Here is a 17,983-nt window from a genome sequence, read left to right as displayed (position 1 = left end):
GGCGGCGCGCCGCATCAGCCGCGGCGGGCGAGAACCTTGTCGATCAGGCCGTAGTCGACCGCCTGGTCGCCGCTCATGAAGTTGTCGCGATCGGTGTCGCGGGCAATCTTCTCGACCGGCTGGCCGGTCACTTCCGACAGGATGGTGTTGAGCCGCTCGCGCAGGTACAGGATCTCGCGCGCCTGGATCTCGATATCCGAGGCCTGGCCGCGCGCGCCGCCCAGCGGCTGGTGGATCATGATGCGCGAGTTAGGCAGCGCCGAACGCTTGCCCTTGGCACCCGCCGCCAGCAGGAAGGCGCCCATGCTGGCCGCCATGCCCATGCACAGCGTCGACACGTCCGGCTTGATGAACTGCATGGTGTCGTAGATGGCCAGCCCCGCCGACACCGAACCGCCCGGCGAGTTGATGTACAGGGACACGTCCTTGTCGGGGTTCTCGCTTTCCAGAAACAGCAGCTGTGCCACCACCAGGTTGGCGGTCTGGTCGTTGACCTCGCCCACCATGAACACCACGCGCTCCTTCAGCAGGCGCGAGTAGATGTCATAGGCGCGCTCGCCCCGGCCGGACTGCTCGACGACCATCGGCACCAGCCCCAGGCCCTGGGTTTCCAGTGCCGAAGCCTGCGTGGTGGCGAGACGGTCAAGCAAATCATTGCGGGTCATGCATGTTCTCCATGGATTCGTCGGATCGCAAGGCAATCCGGGTAACTCGGGAAGTTCCGGCCCCGCACCGTGGCGCGGGGCTGCCGGTCACTTCCGGCCTCAGGCTTGCTGCGCGTTGCCTTCGGCGGTGAGTTCCTCGAAGGACACCTTCTTGTCGGTGACCTTGGCCTTGCCGCACACGAAATTTACCACGTTGTTTTCGAGCACGTAGGCTTCCATTTCGGCCAGGCGCTGCTGGTCGCCGTAGTACCAGCGCATGACTTCCTTCGGGTCCTCGTAGCTCTTGGCGAAGTCCTCGATCTCGGCCTTGATCTGGTCGGCCTTGGCTTCCAGGCCGTTGGCCTTGACGATCTCGGCCAGGATCAGGCCCAGCTTGACGCGGCGCTCGGCCTGCTGCGCGAACATCTCGGCCGGGATCGGCATGTCCTTGGCGTTGGGCATGCCACGCTGCTCGAGGTCGCGGCGGGCCATTTCCACCAGGCGCTCCTGGTCCTGCTCGATCAGGGCCTTGGGCACGTCCAGCTCGCTGGCCTTCAGCAGCGCTTCCATGACCTGGTCCTTCAGCATGGCGTGCGTGCGGCGCTTCACTTCGCGCTCGAGGTTCTCGCGGATGTCGGCGCGCATCTTGTCGACGCTGCCGTCGGCGATGCCGAGCGACTTGGCGAAGGCTTCATTCACTTCCGGCAGGTGGGCCCACTCGATCTTCTTCAGGGTCACGGTGAACTCGGCGGTCTTGCCGGCCACTTCCTTGCCGTGGTAGTCGGCCGGGAAGGCCAGCGGGAAGGTCTTGCTTTCGCCGACCTTCAGGCCCAGCGCGGCCTGCTCGAACTCGGGCAGCATGCGGCCTTCGCCCAGCACGAACGGGAAGTCCTCGGCCTTGCCGCCGGCGAACTCTTCGCCGTCGATCTTGCCGACGAAGTCCAGCGTCACGCGGTCGCCGTTCTGCGCGGTGACGTCGGCACCGCCGTCGCCATGCTCGCCGGCTTCGCCGCGGGCGTGGTAGTGCACGCGCTGCTTGCGCAGGATGTCGATGGTCTTGTCGACTTCGGCATCGGTGATTTCAGTGCCGGTGCGGGTGACTTCGGCAGCCGACAGGTCGCCGATCTTCACTTCCGGGTACACCTCGAAGGTGGCGTCGAAGGCGACTTCGTCCTCGCCCACGCCTTCGTTCTTGATCTCGAACTTGGGCTGGCCGGCAACCTTGACGTCCTGTTCCTTGGTGATGTCGAAGAACTTGCGTGCGGCCTTGTCGAAGCGCACTTCGAACTCGACCTGCTGGCCGTACTGCTTCTCGACCATCTTCATCGGCACCTTGCCCGGACGGAAGCCCGACATCTTCACGGTCTTCGACAGGCGAACCAGGCGCTCCTGCTTTTCCTTCTCCACTTCGGCCTTGGGGATGGCCAGGGTCACCTTGCGGTCCAGCTTGCCGAGGTTCTCAATCACGTTCGACATGGTCGTAGATCCAATCCAGAAATGTAGTTGTGTTCGTAGGTGCTGCCGTCTTGTACGCGTACCGCCCGCTTTACCGCCACGGCGCCGTCACCAGAGGACGGCCAGGGCAGCGCACCGGCGAACGGAAAGCTCCGCGCAAACGGAAAACGGGGATTATCGCACGGTTTTGATTCGCTTCCGGCAGATTTTGCCCGGAACGCGCCCCGCCCCCGCTGCCTGGCCGCGCCGCGCTACGCCGCCTGCCCATGGCGCAGCGCGCGCAGCAGCAGGCGTGCCGGATCCACCGCATCGGCCAGGTCCGACTCCAGCGGCAGCGGCTCGCCTTCGATCTGGCTGGCCAGCAGTTCCGCGCCCAGCGCGGCCCAGGTAAGGCCGCGCGAGGCATAGGCCAGCGCCGCATAGAGCCCGGGCTGGCGCGGCAGGTCGCGCAGGTGCGCGCCGCGCAGCGACGCGGCCTGCGCCACCGCGGCGGCCCCGTCCGGCACTTGCCCGATCAGCGGCAGCCGGTTGTGCGTGACCGTGCGCACGCCGACATAGCCCGACACGTTGGCGGGATCGATCGCGGCCACCGCGTCGGCCTGGCCGGGCAGCAGCCCGGCCAGCCGGGCCAGGTTGGCGGCGTGGACCGCCGGCTGCGCCACCAGCGGACCGACATCTTCGTCATAGCTCGAGCCGACGCGGCCGCTGCCGTCGGCGGCACGCGGCAACAGGTAGCCGGCACCGGTCACCACGCAGTCGGGCCAGCCGCCGAGCGCGTCGACCTGCGCGGCCGCGAGCGTGGTCAGCTGTCCGCGCACGCGCCGCAGGGTCCAGTGTTGCTGCGGCAGCAGTTGCTGTGCCTCGTGTGCGTTGGCCAACACCAGTACCGGTGCCGACGCCAGCACGGCGCCGCCCGGCGCCAGCGCCCGCCATTGCCCGTCGACGCGCGCGATCGCGCCGACCCGGCAGCCGAAGCGCGTCGCCACCGCCTCGCCGGCGCGCGCAAGCTGCGCCGCGCAGATGTCCGGCGGCGCCACCCATCCGCCCAGCGGGAACCACAGACCGCCGCGCGGCACGCCGGCGTGGTGCGCCGAGGCCGCCTCATCAGCGCTCATCCAGCGCACGAAATCCTGCGGCAAGCCCATGGCGTCCAGCGCCGCGCGCTGGGCCTCGCCCTCGGCCTCGTCCGCGCCGATCTGCAGCACGCCGCAGCCGTGCCAGCCGACCGCGTGCCCGGCCTCGGCCAGCGCCGCCCAGGCGCGCAGCGCGTACTGGTTGCCGGCGCGCGACAGCCGCGACAGCAGGCTGTCGTCGGCCGACACATGCGCATGCATGGCCGCGGCGCGATGCGCCGAGGTCTGCCGCGCCGGCCCGTCATGGGCATCGAACAGGGTCACGCGCCAGCCGCGCGCGGCCAGGCGCTCGGTCACGGCGCAGCCGGCCAGTCCGGCGCCGATCACGATGGCATGGCGCTCGGCCCATTGCGCCGGCAGCGGCGGCGCGTGGCGACGCGATTTCCATTGCGGGCGAAAGCGCGCGACGGTCATGTCGCGCTTGCCGCCAAAACCGGGGACCTTGGCGACCTCGAAGCCGACCTCCTTCAGCCCGCGCCGCACAAAGCCCGCGGCGGTATACGTCGCCAGCGTGGCACCGGGACGCGCCAGCCGCGCCAGGCCGCGGAACACCGGCACCGACCACATCTCGGCATTGCGCGCCGGCGAGAAGCCGTCCAGATAGAAGGCATCTGCCCCCGCGGCCAGCCGCGGCAGCATCGCTTCGGCATCGCCCAGCGCCAGCGTCAGCACCACGCGGCCCTGGTCGAACGCGAGCCGGTGCAGGCCCGGCAGCGCCAGCGGCCATTGCGCCTGCAGCGCCTGCGCCAGGGGCTGCAACGCCTCCAGGCTGGCATGCAGTTGCGCCAGCCCGTCGCGCGTGAACGGATGCTTTTCGATCGAGACGAAATGCAACGTGCCGCAGCGCTGCGGATGGTCGCGCCACGCCTGCCAGGTCGCGAGGAAATTCAACCCCTGGCCGAAGCCGGTCTCGACGATGACGAACTGCCGTTGCCCGGCCCACGCATCCGGCAAGCCATTGCCGCCGAGGAAGACATGGGCGGCCTGCGCCAGGCCGCCTTCGGTGCTGTGGTAGACGTCGTCGTAGCGGGGCGAATACGGGGTGCCCTGGGCGGACAGGATGGGCTCGGCGGGCTCGAGTGCGCGCGGCATGGGACAGGAAATTCGAAAGCGGAATGCCCCGGACGCAGCGTCGGGAGCGTGGCAGGGGCGACTCGCGGCGGATGGTAGCATAGCGGCCTTTCCGCGGACGCCGCCGTCTGCCCCGAATCTTGCGCCGCCAGGGCGCCCTGCTCCACATGCTCAGCTATCGTCACGCCTTCCATGCCGGCAATCACGCCGATGTCCTCAAGCACGCCGTCGTGGTGCAACTGCTGGAGCACCTGACGCAGAAGGACAAGGCGTTCTGGTACATCGACACCCATGCCGGCGCCGGCCTCTATGCGCTGGACCACGCCTACGCGCAGAAGAAGGCGGAATTCGAGACCGGCATCGCGCCGCTGTGGCGCGCCGCGGCAAGCGGCACCCCGCTGCCGCCGATGCTGGACGAATACCTGGACCAGGTGCGCGCGCTCAACCCGGACGGCAACCTGCGCCACTACCCGGGCTCGCCCTGGCTGGCCTGGCAAATGCTGCGCGAGCACGACCGCCTGCGGCTGTTCGAGCTGCACAGCACCGAGATCCAGGTGCTGCGCGACAACTTCCGTGGCGCCGGCCGCCGCGTGATGCTGTACGACGGCGACGGCTTCGGCGGCATCAAGGCGATCCTGCCGCCGCCGCCGCGGCGCGCGCTGGTGCTGGTCGATCCGTCGTACGAAGACAAGCAGGACTACGCGCGCACCGTGCAGACCGTGCGCGACGGGCTGGAGCGCTTTGCCACCGGCGTCTACGCGGTCTGGTACCCGCAGGTGCAGCGGCGCGAGGCGGTGCAGTTGCCGGTGCAGCTGCAGGGCCTGCCGCTCAAGAGCTGGCTGCACGTGACCCTGACGGTCAAGCGCCCGGTCGAGGGCGGCCTGGGCCTGCACGGCAGCGGCATGTTCATCGTCAACCCGCCGTGGCGGCTGCAGGAATCGCTGCGCCAGGCCATGCCCGTGCTGGTCGACCTGCTCGGCCAGGACGACGGCGCGGGCTTTACGCTCGAAGCCGAGGAGCGCTGAGCCGGCGCACCAGCCAGTCCAGCGCCATGGCCGCGGCCACGCCGACCGTGTCGGCGAGCAGGTCGAGCCAGTCGGCCTCGCGGTAGCCGGTCTGCCCTTGCAACAGCTCGATCACGCCGCCATACGCGACCAGGCCCAGCCATAGCGGCCAGCCGCGCGCGGCGTAGGCGCGAGCGCCCAGCAGGCCCAGCAGCGCAAACCCGAGCGCGTGGTTGGCCTTGTCCCAGCCGGTGGTCGGCAGCGGCTGCGTCGGCGGCATCAGCGACAGCGCCAGCACGGCGGCGGCGCAGGCCCAGAACAGCAGGCGCCAGCGCAGCGGGGTCAGGGTCGGAACGGCAATCATGGGCGGGGACCAAGGTCTGGAAAGCCGACAATATAGCCGCACGGGCCCGCCGGGGCGCGCAGTCGCCACGGGGCTGGATTCCCCCCGCGCCTTGCGCTACAATCCGCAACCTCGTTGCACTGCGGGCTGCCTGCGGCAGATCCGGCAAGAAGACGGCAAAGGCGGGCACTTCCAGCCGCCTTTTTTGCTTTCGTCTCCGGCAACGAGCATCGCGGCCGCCCGCCCGGGCAGCGCCGCAAGGACCGCGAGGGTGGCGAAATTGGTAGACGCACCAGGTTTAGGTCCTGACGCCAGCAATGGTGTAGGGGTTCGAGTCCCCTCCCTCGCACCACCCGCCCGACAAGTGGCGGGCTGACAACCTCCCCCCAAAAAGAGTTCGATTGACTTCGATCGGCCATGCGGCAACCGCTGCGTGTCGAAGCGACGACGCCCGCGTTTGCGCCGATTCGCGGCGCTTGGCGCAGGTGGTAGAACACCTGAGTGGCAGCGCCTTTCGCGGACCCGTGCGGCGATCTATGCTGAAGATGTCGGAGCCGCCGTGCGCACTGCGCAGGTGGTGCCCGGCATGATCACCTCAGCCCCGCGGAGGGCATATGAAATTCCCTGCCTTGCTGTTGGCAGCGTCGATGGCCGCTGGCTGGACATCGCTCGCACAGGCCGCCGGATGCCAGTACGACATGCAGTGCAAAGGTGAGCGGATCTGCCACCACGGGCAATGCGTCTATCCCGAAGTGGAAGAGTCCGCCGAAGCGGGCGGTCCGCCAAAGTCCGGTGCTGCCGCAGCGGCTGCCGTGCCGGCGGCGGAGGTGACTCCGGTACCGACCACTTCGGTAACCCCGAGCGCCCCAGCCACGATAACCGGGACCACTATCAAACGCAGCCCCTACCCGCCACCGCCGCGCGGCTGCTGCACCGTGGCCGGCAAGCTGAAGCTGTCGCCGGCCTCGGCGTCGGATACCAGCCTGGCCAGCGGCGACGCATGCCAGGGGCTGACCGCCTCCGGCAAGCCGGTTCCCGGCACGATCTGCAACTAGGCGCACGCCTGGTGACGTAGCGCAGGACCCTGGCGCCGGCCGTCACACGGCCACGGCGCCCGGTCCGTCTTCGGGCCGCCGCACGCGGAACCAGGCCGCGTACAGCGCCGGCAGGAACAGCAGCGTCAGCACCGTGGCGATGATCAGCCCGCCCATGATGGCCACCGCCATCGGCCCCCAGAACATCGAGCGCGACAGCGGGATCATCGCCAGCACGGCCGCGGCCGCCGTCAGGATGATCGGGCGGAAGCGGCGCACCGCGGCTTCGACGATCGCAGTCCATTGCGGCACGCCGGCGCGGATGTCCTGCTCGATCTGATCGACCAGAATCACCGAGTTTCGGATGATCATGCCAAGCAGCGCGGTGATGCCCAGCTGCGCCACGAAGCCCATCGGCGCCCGCAGCAGCAATAGCGTGGCCGCGGCGCCGATCAGCCCGAGCGGGCCGGTCAGGAACACCATCGCCGCGCGCGAGAAGCTGTGGAGCTGCAGCATCAGCAGCGTGAAGATGATGAAGATGCACAGCGGCAGCTGCGCCGCGATCGAGGCCCCGGCCTTGCCGCTCTCTTCTTCCGCCCCCGCCACGGTGATGCGGTAGCCCGGCGGCAGCTGCGCGCGCAGCGCGTCCAGCTTCGGGTTGATCTGCGCGGTGACGGTCGGGCCCTGGATGCCGTCGACCACGTCGGCCTGCACGGTCACGCCGAAGTCGCGGTTCTCGCGCCAGACCACGCCGGGCTCGGCGCGCAGCGTCACGCGTGCCACCTGCGTCAGCGGCACCACGCGGCCGGTGTTGGTCGGCACCAGCATGTTGTTAAGGTCCGAGATTGCATCGCGCTCGTTGCGCGGCGTGCGCATCAGGATGTCGATCAGCTTGTCGCCGTCGCGGTATTGCCCTACCGGCACGCCGCTCAGCACCGTCTGCGTGACGCGGGCGATGGCCTGGGTGGTCACGCCCAGCGCGCGCGCCTTGTCCTGGTCGATCTCCAGGCGCAGCATCTTGACGTTCTCGTTCCAGTTGTCGTTGACGCCGACGGTGTTGGGGTTGGCGCGCATCTCGGCCTTGACCTGGTCGGCCAGCCGGCGCACGGCGGCGGCGTCTGGGCCGATCACGCGGAACTGCACCGGATAGGCCACCGGCGGCCCGTTGGGCAGCAGCTTGACGCGCCCGCGCAGGTACGGGAACTCGGCATCGAGCAGTTGGATGACGCGGCGGCGCAGCGCGTCGCGCACTTCGGTGCTGGCCGGCATCACGATCACCTGCGCCACGTTGGACTGCGGGAAGATCTGGTCCAGCGGCAGGTAGAAGCGCGGCGCGCCGGTGCCGACGAAGGTGGTCAGGCTGGCGACGTCGCGGTCCTTGCCGATCCGTTGCTCGAAGCGCTTGGCTTCGGTCTCCATCTGGGCGAAGCTGGTGCCCTCCGGCATCCACAGCTCCACCATCAGTTCCGGGCGGCTGGAATCCGGGAAGAACTGCTTCTCGACGAACTTGAAGGCGTAGATGCCCAGCGCGAAGGCCACCAGCGTGATCGCGATCACCAGCTTGCGCCAGGTGACGCACCAGTCCACCAGCCGGCGGAAGCGCGCGTAGAACGGCGTGTCGAAGACCTCGTGGGCCTCGCCCGCGCCCGGGCCGCGGGTCTTGAGCAGCAGGTAGCCCAGGTATGGTGTGAAGTAGACCGCCGCCAGCCACGACAGCACCAGCGCCAGTGCCGTCACCGCGAAGATGGCGAAGGTGTACTCGCCCACCGTCGAACGCGCCAGCCCCACCGGCAGGAAGCCGGCCGCGGTGATCAGGGTGCCGGTCAGCATCGGCATCGCGGTCGAGGTATAGGCAAAGGTGGCGGCCTCCATCTTGGAGAAGCCCTCTTCCAGCTTGCGCACCATCATCTCGACCGCGATGATGGCGTCGTCGACCAGCAGCCCCAGCGCCACGATCAGCGCGCCCAGCGAGATCTTGTGCAGGCCGATGCCGAAGATGTTCATGAACAGGAACGTCACCGCCAGCACCAGCGGGATGGTCAGCGCCACCACCAGCCCGGGGCGCACATCGAGCCGCAGCGGCCGCGTGTGCAGGCCGAGCGAGACAAAGCTCACCGCCAGCACGATCACCACTGCCTCGATCAGCACCCGCACGAACTCGCCGACCGAGCGCTGCACCGCCTCGGGCTGGTCCTGCACCTGGTCCATCTCGATGCCCACCGGCAACTGGCCGCGCAGCCGCTCGAAGGCGCTGCGCAGGTTCTTGCCCAGCTCGATGATGTCGCCGCCCTTCTGCATCGAGATACCGAGCCCGATTACGTCCTTGCCGTTGAAGCGCATGCGCTGCTGGGTAGGGTCGACATAGCCGCGGTATACGTGCGCGATGTCGCCCAGGCGGATATTGGCGATGCCGTTGGGCCCGCGCAGCACCAGGTTCTCCAGGTCTGCCACGCTGGCGAACTGGCCCGACAGGCGCACCTGCAGGTTGTCGCTCGGGGTCACCAGCACGCCGCTGCCGGTCAGGTTGTTCTGCTGCGAGATCTGGTCGGCGATGGCGTTGATGTCCAGCCCCAGCTGGGCAAAGCGCGCCTGGTTGAATTCGATATAGACCTTCTCGTCCTGCAGTCCGATCAGCGAGACCTTGGCCACCGACGGCACGCGCAGCAGTTCCTGGCGCACCAGGTCGGCATATTCGCGCAGCTCCTTGTAATTGAAGCCATCGGCCGAGAGCGCGTAGATGGTGCCGTAGACGTCGCCGAACTCGTCGTTGAAGAACGGCCCGCGCACGCCGGCCGGCAGGGTCTGCTGGATGTCGCCGATCTTCTTGCGCACGGTGTACCAGACCTGCGCGGTCTCCTTCGCGGGCGAGGTGTCCTTGAGCTGGAAGATCACCGTGGTCTCGCCGGGCTTGGAGAAGCTGCGGATCTTGTCCGCATAGGGCACTTCCTGCAGCTGGCGCTCGATCTTGTCGGTGACCTGGATTGCGATCTGCTCGGCGGTGGCGCCGGGCCAGAAGGCCTGCACCACCATCACGCGGAAGGTAAACGGCGGGTCCTCGTCCTGGCCCAGCTGGAAAAACGCCAGCAGGCCGCCTAGCAGCAGCACCACCAGCAGGTAACGGGTCAGCGGCTGGTGTTCCAGCGCCCAGCGTGACAGGTTGAAGCGGGAATGGTCCATCCGCTCACCCCTGCTTCGGGGTGGCGGCCGCCGCCGACGCCGGCGCGACCGTCTGCAGCGGTCGCACCTTCTGCCCCGGGCGCAGCAGGTGCGCGCCGGCGGTAACGATGGTCTGGCCCGGCGCCAGGCCCTGGCGAACCTCGATCTCATTGCCGAAGGCTTCGCCCAACGTCACGGCCACCGGCTTGACCGTGCCCGACGCGGCATCGTAGATCCAGACCATGTCGCGGCCCTGCTCCTGCAGCAGCGCGGTCAGCGGCACGCGCAGCGCCGGCGCGGCGCCGTTGCGAACGAAGGTCACCACCGCGGTCATGCCCAGCTTGAGGTCGGCGGGCGGATTGGGCACGCTTACGCGGGTGGCGTAGGTACGCGTGACCGGGTCGGCCGCGGCGGCGATCTCGCGCACGCGGCCGGGCAGCGCGCGCTGCGGCTCGGCCCAGGTATGGACGGTCACCTCGGTCAGCCCGCGCAGCAGGCCGACCTGGTCCTCGGGCAGGCCGATCGCGACTTCCTTCTCGGCGGTCTGCGCCACCCGCACCACCGGCTGGCCAGGGGTGACCACCTGGCCCACCTCGGCGTCGATGGCGGTGACCACGCCGTCGGCGTCGGCATGCAGCACGGCATAGGCGGTCTGGTTGGACTGGCTGCGCAGCCCGGCCTGCGCCTGGCGCAGCCGCGCTTCGGCGGCGTCGAAACTGGCCTGGCGCCGGTGCTGCTCGGCGGCGCTGATAAAGCCCTTCGCGAACAGGTCGTTGTAGCGCTTCAGGTCGGCCGCGGCGAGGTCGCGATCGGTGCGGGCGGCCTCGAACTGCGCGCGCGAGCCCGCTTCGGCCAGCGACAGGTCGGCGGGATCGAGCCGGGCCAGCGGCTGTCCCTTGCTGACCACGGCGCCGACGTCCACCAGCCGCGCCGCGATCTTGCCGCCGACGCGGAAGCCGAGCCGCGACTCCACGCGCGGGCGCACGTCGCCGGAAAACTCGAAGGCGGTCTTGCCACTGTGCGGACTGAGCTGCATCATGCGCACCGGGCGGATCTCCGGCGCGGGCTCGGGCGCCTTGCCGCAGCCGGCCAGGACCAGCGCACCGGCCAGCGACAGCGCCGCCACGACCGGGCCGGGGCGCCTGGCCTGCCGCTGCGGCGTGGTGACGACGGAGGTGACAGAGGAATCTGCAGCCGCAACTTCCGGCACTTGGCAAAGCACTGGCATCGGTAGGCAACGAGTCGGAATGGGTACAACTGCTGGGCGGGCCGCGCTCCACCATGGTTCACGCCGCCCGATCGGGCGGGCCGAGGTGGCAGCTTGACGCAGGCCGGCGGGCAGCCGGCGGGTGTCCGGACGCCGGCACGGGCACTAAATAACTTGCCGGTCAGTAATATAACGACCGCCCCGGGGTGCGTCAAACGGCAGGCGACGAAACGCCTGGAATGAAGCTTCAAGCGGCCTACAGGGTGGCGAACCGCGCCGGACGCGCGCGGGCCAGCCATGCCGCGGTGCTACAATCCGGCGCGCCGGCGGCGCACCGCGACGCGGCTGCCCCCATCGACCGGGCACCCCGCTTATCCGGCGCGGTTCCCCAGCGGTTCCCCAGCGGTTTCCCCACTTCTTCGACCCGAGACCGGCGTGACGCCCGATCAGTATTGCCAAGAGAAAGTCGCCCAGAGCGGCTCGAGCTTCTATTACAGCTTCCTGTTCCTGCCGGCCGAGCGCCGCCGCGCGATCACCGCGCTGTACGCGTGGTGCCGCGAAGTCGACGACGTGGTCGACGACACCCATGACGCCGGCCTGGCGCACCAGCAGCTCGACTGGTGGCGTGCCGAGCTGCGCCGCCTGTTCGACGGCGCGCCGACCCACCCCACCACCCAGGCCCTGCAGCCGCATGTCGCCAGCGCCGGCCTGAGCCAGGCCGAGATGGCCGAGGTGCTGGAGGGCATGGAAATGGACCTGACCCAGACCCGCTACCTGGACGAGGCCGGCCTGGCGCGCTACTGCCACTGCGTGGCCGGCGTGGTCGGCACGCTGAGCGCGCGCCTGTTCGGCTACACCGATCCGCAGACGCTGGTCTTTGCCGAAAAGCTGGGCCAGTCGCTGCAGCTGGTCAATATCCTGCGCGATGTCGGCGAGGACGCCCGGCGCGGGCGCATCTACCTGCCGGTCAATACCTTGCAGCAGTTCCAGGTGCCGGCTTCCGAGATCCTGAAGGGCGAGCATTCCGGTCGCTTTGTCGCGCTGATGCAGTACCACGCCGGCCGGGCCCGCGCGCTGTACCATGAGGCGCTCGCGCTGCTGCCGCGGCAGGACCGTCGCGCCCAGCGCGCCGGCCTGCTGATGGGCGCGATCTACCACGCGCTGCTCGACGAACTCGAAGCCAGCCAGTTCCAGGTGCTGAACCAGCGCATTGCGCTGACGCCGCTGCGCAAGTTGTGGATCGCCTGGAAGACCTGGGTGCGCAACAGCTAGCGCGCGGACTACGCCCCCTTTTTCCGACCACCTGTCCCAAGCCGTACCGCCATGACGCAGACCTCCGCCTCCCTCGGCGACACCATCCTCGCCCATGCCGACGAACTCGCCCGTTTCTCCGACATGGAGGGCGGCCTGACCTGCGCCTACCTGACGCCCGCCCACCGCTCTGCGCAGGCCCTGCTGGCGCAGTGGATGGAAGCCGCCGGCATGCAGGTGCGCATCGATGCCATCGGCAATGTCATCGGCCGCTATGCCGCCGATCCCGCAGTGCGTGACGCGCGCGTGCTGCTGACCGGCTCGCATTTCGACACTGTGCGCAATGGCGGGCGCTATGACGGCCGCCTTGGCATCCTGCTGCCGATCGCCGTGCTCGGCGCGCTCAACCGGGCCGGCATCCGCCTGCCCTATCACGTCGACGTGGTGGCCTTCGCCGAGGAAGAAGGACTGCGCTTCAAGACCAGCTTCCTGGCCAGCAGCGTGCTGGCCGGCCGCTTCGACGCCGCGCTGCTCGAACGACAGGACGCCGACGGCGTAACCCTGCGCGAAGCGCTGGCCGCATCCGGCCTGCCCGGCGCCGGCGAGCTGCAGGCGCTGCGCGACGCGGCGCTCGATCCGGCGTCGCTGCTGGGCTTTGTCGAAGTGCATATCGAACAGGGTCCGGTGCTGCTGCACCATGAGCTGCCGTTGGGCGTGGTCACGCAGATTGCCGGCAGCAGCCGATTCTCGGTGCGCGTCGAAGGCCTGGCCAGCCACGCCGGCACCACGCCGATGGGCATGCGCCGCGACGCCGCGGCGGGCGCGGCCGAAATGATCCTGCTGGTGGAGCAGCGCTGCGCGGCGGCGCCGACGCTGGTCGGCACCGTCGGCCAGTTGCAGGTGCCGGACGGCTCGAGCAATGTCATCCCCGCGGCCTGCACCTTCTCGATGGATATTCGCGCCGGCGAGGATGCCATCCGCGAGGCCGCTATCGCCGACATCGTCGCCGGCATCGCGCAGATTGCCGAACGCCGCGGCCTGAGCGCGCAGGTGGAGCGCGTGCCGCCGGTCAACAACGCGCCGTGCGCGCGCTGGCTGATGGATCAGTTCGGGGCGGTGCTGAAAAAGCGCGGACTGCAGGCGTTCGAGCTGCCGTCAGGGGCCGGCCATGACGCCATGATGATGCAGCGGGTCACCGACGTGGCGATGCTGTTCGTGCGCTGCGGCAACGGCGGCATCAGCCACAACCCGCTGGAGACCATCGCCGCCGAAGATGCGCAGCTGGCCGCGGAGGTTTTTGTGGATTTCCTGCGCCACTTCCAGCCGCGCGGCTAGCCGCCCTGGTAGATGTCGCGTCCGAAGTCGTAGAGATTCTTGCGCAGCCGGCGGCGTTCGTCCGGCGACAGCCGCGAGCCGCCGCGTTCCTCGCCGCGCCGGCGCTCGGCCTCGCGCTGTTCGGTGCGGTGGCGCTCGGCACGGGCGCGCGCTTCGCGCTGGCTGTTGCTCGGGTCGCTCGCCTGCGCCGACGGATAGCGCTTGAGCAGGTTGGCCATACCCGCCGATTGCGCCAGTGCCGTCCCGCCCGGCATGCACAGCGCCAGCACGGCCAGCGCCAGCGCAAGGCATGCGCCGGCGATACCATGCTGCGGATGCCCGTGCCGGGTTCGGTTCACTTTCATTGATAATGGCGGTCTTGGCTTCGCGAAAAGGCAGTGGTTGGACTGCCTGTTGGACTGCCCTGAAGCCGGGAATTCCGGTACCCCGTCCGGCACCGCGCCCTCTGCAAGCATTGCGCCAGCTGGCGCTGGACGGGCTGGCGGAAGCCGTGGAGCGTCCGGCGAAAATGCGCGGAAAACCGCCGCGCACGGCGCCGAAATGGACGGATTGCGCAGTGTAATCGCACGATTGATGCACACTGCCATACCACGGGGTAAAGTATGTAACGTTTTGTTAAGCCATTTTGAGCGAAAGCGATAGTCGCTAAGATACCGCCATGGAAAATACCAGCCACAAGATTCTTGTCGTCGACGATGACCCGCGTCTGCGCGATCTGCTGCGCCGCTATCTGGGCGAACAGGGTTTTACCGTGCTGGTGGCGGAGAACGCCACCGCGATGAACAAGCTCTGGCTGCGCGAGCGTTTCGACCTGCTGGTGCTGGACCTGATGATGCCCGGCGAAGACGGCCTGTCGATCTGCCGCCGGCTGCGCGGCGCCAATGACCAGACCCCGATCATCATGCTCACCGCCAAGGGCGAGGACGTGGACCGCATCGTCGGCCTGGAGATGGGCGCGGACGATTACCTGCCCAAGCCGTTCAACCCGCGCGAGCTGATCGCGCGCATCCATGCGGTGCTGCGCCGCAAGGGCCCGGCCGAAGTGCCAGGCGCCCCGTCGGAAACGCCCGAGACCTTTGCCTTCGGCGACTTCGTGCTGAACCTGGCGACGCGCACGCTGACCAAGAACGACGAAGAGATCACGCTGACCACCGGCGAGTTCTCGGTGCTGAAGGTGTTCGCGCGCCATCCGCGCCAGCCGCTGTCGCGCGAGAAGCTGATGGAAATGGCGCGCGGCCGCGAATACGAAGTATTCGACCGCAGCCTGGACGTGCAGATCTCGCGCCTGCGCAAGCTGATCGAGCCGGATCCCAGCAACCCCCGTTTCATCCAGACGGTATGGGGCCTGGGCTACGTCTTCATTCCCGATGGCGTGAAATAACCGATTGCGGCCGCTGTTCCTATCGTGGCGACCGTAATCGGCCGTACCGCAACGCGGTTCTTTGGTTCGCTGTTCTGGCGGACCTTCATGCTGATCGCCCTGCTGCTGGCCATCTCGCTGGGCATCTGGTTCCAGAGCTACCGGCTGTTCGAACGCGCCCCGCGCGCGCAGCAGATCGCCATGCAGGTGGTCAGCGTGGTCAAGCTCACGCGCGCCGCGCTGCTCTATTCCGATCCCGCGCGGCGTCGCTTCCTGTTGCTGGACCTGGTGCAGAACGAAGGCATCAAGGTCTATCCGCGCGAGAAGGACGACGACTTCGCCGCGCCCACCGCCAACCCGTTCCTGACCTCGCTGGTGCAGCAGGAGATCCGCAGCCGCCTGGGCGAGGACACCGTGCTGGCCACCACCGTCAACGACATCCCCGGCGTGTGGGTCAGCTTCGAGATCGAGGGCGATGACTACTGGGTCGCGATCAGCCCGGAACGCTTCGAGCGCGTGCCCGGCATCCAGTGGCTGTGGTGGAGTATCGCCGCGCTGCTGCTGTCGATCATCGGCGCGGCCTTTATCACCGCGCGCGTCAACTACCCGCTCAAGCGGCTGGCCAACGCCGCGCGCGCCATCGGCGCCGGCGGCGATCCGCCGCCGCTGCCCGAGCATGGCGCCAGCGAAGTGGCGCTGGCCAACCACAGCTTCAACCAGATGGTGCGCGACCTGCGCCAGCTCGACGACGACCGCGTGGTGATGCTGGCCGGCATCTCGCATGACCTGCGCACGCCGCTGACGCGGCTGCGGCTGGAAACCGAGATGTCGCCGATGGACGGCACCACGCGCGACGCCATGATCGCCGACATCGAGCAGATGGACGCCATCATCGGCCAGTTCCTCAATTACGCCCGCCCGCCGCTGGAGACAGTCGAGCCGGTGGACCTGTCGGCGCTGGTGCACGATGCGGTCGGCGTCTATGCCGCCCACGACGACGTGCGCGTGCATGTGCGCGCGAAGGAGCCGGTGATGGCGGTGGCCAACCGCATGGAAGTGCAGCGCATCCTCGACAACCTGGTCGAGAACGCGCGCCGCTATGCCAAGGACGAGCAGACCGGCATGGCGGTGGTGGAAATCTCCACGCGCGTGGATGACAAGGAAGCCGTGCTGACCGTGGCCGACCACGGCAACGGCGTGCCCGACGGCCAGCTGTCGCTGCTGACGCGGCCATTCTACCGGCTCGACGCCGCGCGCAGCGAGGCCAAGGGCGCCGGGCTGGGCATGTCCATCGTCAACCGCATCATGCAGCGCAACGGCGGCCGGCTGCTGCTGGCCAACCGCGCCGCGCCGGCCACCGGCCTGGTGGTCAGCGCATGCTTCCGGCGCGCCTGAGCGGCGCACTGACAGGTTTTCGACAGCCGCTGATAGCTTCCTGAAAGGCATTTGACAGGGCAATGACAGGGGCGCGGCGCACACTGGCGCCCGTCAGGCCCGCGGCAACTCCCCTCCCACATGGCGCGGCCCGCGCGCGCCTGGCTGATACCTCCCGAGAATCATGCCGCCGGATCGCACCGGCGGTGACTGAGAGACAGCCATGTCAGAGACCACCGCAGCGTCCGCCGGCTCGCAGCACGGGTTCCGCACCGTGTTTCGCGTCGTCAGCGGCAACTTCCTGGAAATGTACGACTTCATGGTGTACGGCTTCTACGCCGCCGCCATTGCCAGGACGTTCTTCCCGAGCGGCAACGAGTTTGCCTCGCTGATGCTTTCGCTCGCCACCTTTGGCGCGGGCTTCCTGATGCGGCCGCTGGGCGCGATCGTGCTGGGCGCGTATATCGACCACCATGGCCGCCGCAAGGGGCTGATCATGACGCTGGTGCTGATGGCCATGGGCACGCTGCTGATCGCCTGCGTGCCGGGCTATGCCACCATCGGCGTGGCCGCGCCGCTGCTGGTGCTGGCCGGCCGGCTGCTGCAGGGCTTTTCCGCGGGGGTGGAGCTGGGCGGGGTCTCGGTCTACCTGTCCGAGATCGCCAAACCCGGGCGCAAGGGCTTCTATGTCGCATGGCAATCGGGCAGCCAGCAGGTGGCGGTGATCTTCGCCGGCTTGCTCGGCGTGATCCTGCACGCCACGCTGGCGCCGGCGCAGATGGACGAATGGGGCTGGCGCATCCCGTTCCTGGTCGGCTGCCTGATCGTGCCGTTCCTGTTCCTGATCCGCCGTTCGCTCGAAGAGACCGAGGCCTTCAAGGCGCGCAAGCACCGCCCGGCGATCGGCGAGATCTACCGCTCGATGCTGCAGAACTGGCGCATCATCCTGGCCGGCTGCATGATGGTGGTGATGACCACGGTGTCGTTCTACATGATTACCGCGTACACGCCGACCTTCGGCAAGACCGTGCTGAAGCTGGACGACACCGACAACCTCATCGTCACCATGTGCGTGGGCCTGTCCAACTTCATCTGGCTGCCGCTGATGGGCGCGCTGTCGGACCGGGTCGGGCGCAAGCCGCTGCTGCTGGGCTTCACGGTGGCGACGCTGCTGACCGCGTATCCGGCGGTGTCGTGGCTGGTGGCCGAGCCGTCGTTCGCGCGGCTGCTGATGGTGGAGCTGTGGCTGTCGTTCCTGTATGGCAGCTATAACGGCGCGATGGTGGTGGCGCTGACCGAGATCATGCCGCCCGCGGTGCGCACCACCGGCTTCTCGCTGGCCTACAGCCTTGCGACCGCGCTGTTCGGCGGCTTCACGCCGGCGATCTCGACCTACCTGATCCACGCCACCGGCAACAAGGCCGCGCCCGGGCTGTGGCTGATGTTCGCCGCGCTGTGCGGGCTGGTTGCCACGCTGGTGATCTTCCGCGCGCGCCGCGGCAGCGAGGCGGCGATGCAGGCGGCTTGATTTCCCCGTAACCGTCACCAAGTTGCCATGTACGGTGTCATCGTGCATGGCATACTGCCCCATCGGATCGGCGGGGCTGGCGCGACGA

At 68.7% G+C, this 17,983-nt stretch carries 14 protein-coding genes and 1 tRNA gene; 8 read left to right on the top strand and 7 right to left on the bottom strand.

All coding sequences use genetic code 11. The annotated features are described in order from the left end of the window. Window positions 1-14 precede the first annotated feature (14 nt). The 3 genes from clpP to mnmC form a co-directional block, all read right to left on the bottom strand. A complete protein-coding gene (gene clpP, locus U9J39_RS24460) occupies window positions 15-665 on the bottom strand; it encodes an ATP-dependent Clp endopeptidase proteolytic subunit ClpP (RefSeq protein ID WP_011615108.1) in 651 nt (216 codons plus the stop codon). Window positions 666-764: 99 nt separating this feature from the next. Then, entirely contained in the window at window positions 765-2,120 is a 1,356-nt protein-coding gene (tig, locus tag U9J39_RS24455; RefSeq protein ID WP_115709188.1) for a trigger factor, read from the bottom strand. Between the two features lie 230 nt (window positions 2,121-2,350). After that, window positions 2,351-4,324, bottom strand: a complete 1,974-nt coding sequence (gene mnmC / locus U9J39_RS24450; protein ID WP_326348313.1) for a bifunctional tRNA (5-methylaminomethyl-2-thiouridine)(34)-methyltransferase MnmD/FAD-dependent 5-carboxymethylaminomethyl-2-thiouridine(34) oxidoreductase MnmC — start codon at window positions 4,322-4,324, stop codon at window positions 2,351-2,353. Window positions 4,325-4,470: 146 nt separating this feature from the next. On the opposite strand from mnmC, the gene U9J39_RS24445 reads away from it, so the two are divergent. Continuing rightward, complete coding sequence (locus U9J39_RS24445; protein ID WP_115680083.1) at window positions 4,471-5,328, top strand: 23S rRNA (adenine(2030)-N(6))-methyltransferase RlmJ; 858 nt, start codon at window positions 4,471-4,473, stop codon at window positions 5,326-5,328. On the opposite strand, the gene U9J39_RS24440 is transcribed toward U9J39_RS24445, so the two are convergent. Beyond that, window positions 5,303-5,671 carry a VanZ family protein gene (locus U9J39_RS24440; protein WP_115709186.1) on the bottom strand — a complete coding sequence of 123 codons (369 nt, stop codon included), beginning with the start codon at window positions 5,669-5,671 and terminating at the stop codon, window positions 5,303-5,305. The genes U9J39_RS24445 and U9J39_RS24440 overlap by 26 nt on opposite strands. Window positions 5,672-5,915: 244 nt before the next feature. Between U9J39_RS24440 and U9J39_RS24435 the strand changes: the two genes are divergently transcribed. Both U9J39_RS24435 and U9J39_RS24430 read left to right on the top strand, forming a co-directional pair. Next, a tRNA-Leu gene (locus U9J39_RS24435) sits at window positions 5,916-6,002 on the top strand. Between the two features lie 262 nt (window positions 6,003-6,264). Beyond that, a complete protein-coding gene (locus U9J39_RS24430; RefSeq protein ID WP_115709184.1) occupies window positions 6,265-6,705 on the top strand; it encodes a hypothetical protein in 441 nt (146 codons plus the stop codon). 42 nt (window positions 6,706-6,747) lie between these two features. On the opposite strand, the gene U9J39_RS24425 is transcribed toward U9J39_RS24430, so the two are convergent. Beyond that, window positions 6,748-9,861: an efflux RND transporter permease subunit gene (locus tag U9J39_RS24425; protein WP_326348312.1), complete on the bottom strand. Its 3,114-nt coding sequence runs from the start codon at window positions 9,859-9,861 to the stop codon at window positions 6,748-6,750. A gap of 4 nt (window positions 9,862-9,865) precedes the next feature. Next, entirely contained in the window at window positions 9,866-11,068 is a 1,203-nt protein-coding gene (locus U9J39_RS24420) for an efflux RND transporter periplasmic adaptor subunit (protein ID WP_116312454.1), read from the bottom strand. Between the two features lie 414 nt (window positions 11,069-11,482). On the opposite strand from U9J39_RS24420, the gene hpnD reads away from it, so the two are divergent. Beyond that, window positions 11,483-12,319, top strand: coding sequence for a presqualene diphosphate synthase HpnD (gene hpnD / locus U9J39_RS24415; protein WP_111519829.1), 837 nt, complete (start codon window positions 11,483-11,485; stop codon window positions 12,317-12,319). Between the two features lie 51 nt (window positions 12,320-12,370). After that, window positions 12,371-13,633 carry a Zn-dependent hydrolase gene (locus U9J39_RS24410; protein WP_326348311.1) on the top strand — a complete coding sequence of 421 codons (1,263 nt, stop codon included), beginning with the start codon at window positions 12,371-12,373 and terminating at the stop codon, window positions 13,631-13,633. On the opposite strand, the gene U9J39_RS24405 is transcribed toward U9J39_RS24410, so the two are convergent. Continuing rightward, on the bottom strand, window positions 13,630-13,977 hold the full coding sequence (locus tag U9J39_RS24405) for a hypothetical protein (protein WP_326348310.1): 348 nt from the start codon (window positions 13,975-13,977) through the stop codon (window positions 13,630-13,632). The two genes, U9J39_RS24410 and U9J39_RS24405, sit on opposite strands and share 4 nt — an antisense overlap. Window positions 13,978-14,291: 314 nt before the next feature. Here U9J39_RS24405 and ompR point away from each other — a divergent pair, with 314 nt between their 5' ends. The 3 genes from ompR (at window position 14,292) to U9J39_RS24390 (ending at window position 17,895) form a co-directional block, all read left to right on the top strand. Continuing rightward, on the top strand, window positions 14,292-15,014 hold the full coding sequence (gene ompR / locus U9J39_RS24400) for an osmolarity response regulator transcription factor OmpR (protein ID WP_010810107.1): 723 nt from the start codon (window positions 14,292-14,294) through the stop codon (window positions 15,012-15,014). Between the two features lie 24 nt (window positions 15,015-15,038). Next, the gene (locus U9J39_RS24395) at window positions 15,039-16,388 is read left to right on the top strand and encodes an ATP-binding protein (RefSeq protein ID WP_115709177.1); all 1,350 of its coding nucleotides are present in this window, start codon (window positions 15,039-15,041) and stop codon (window positions 16,386-16,388) included. Window positions 16,389-16,590: 202 nt separating this feature from the next. Then, window positions 16,591-17,895 (top strand): MFS transporter, encoded by a 1,305-nt coding sequence (locus U9J39_RS24390; protein ID WP_115709176.1) that lies wholly within the window; start codon window positions 16,591-16,593, stop codon window positions 17,893-17,895. Window positions 17,896-17,983 lie beyond the last annotated feature (88 nt).

This window comes from Cupriavidus sp. SS-3, from assembly GCF_035818815.1.
Taxonomy (GTDB): Bacteria; Pseudomonadota; Gammaproteobacteria; order Burkholderiales; family Burkholderiaceae; genus Cupriavidus; species Cupriavidus taiwanensis_C.
The sequence above is the reverse complement of the archived record's forward strand: the minus strand, read 5'-3'. Positions and strand labels throughout refer to the sequence as shown.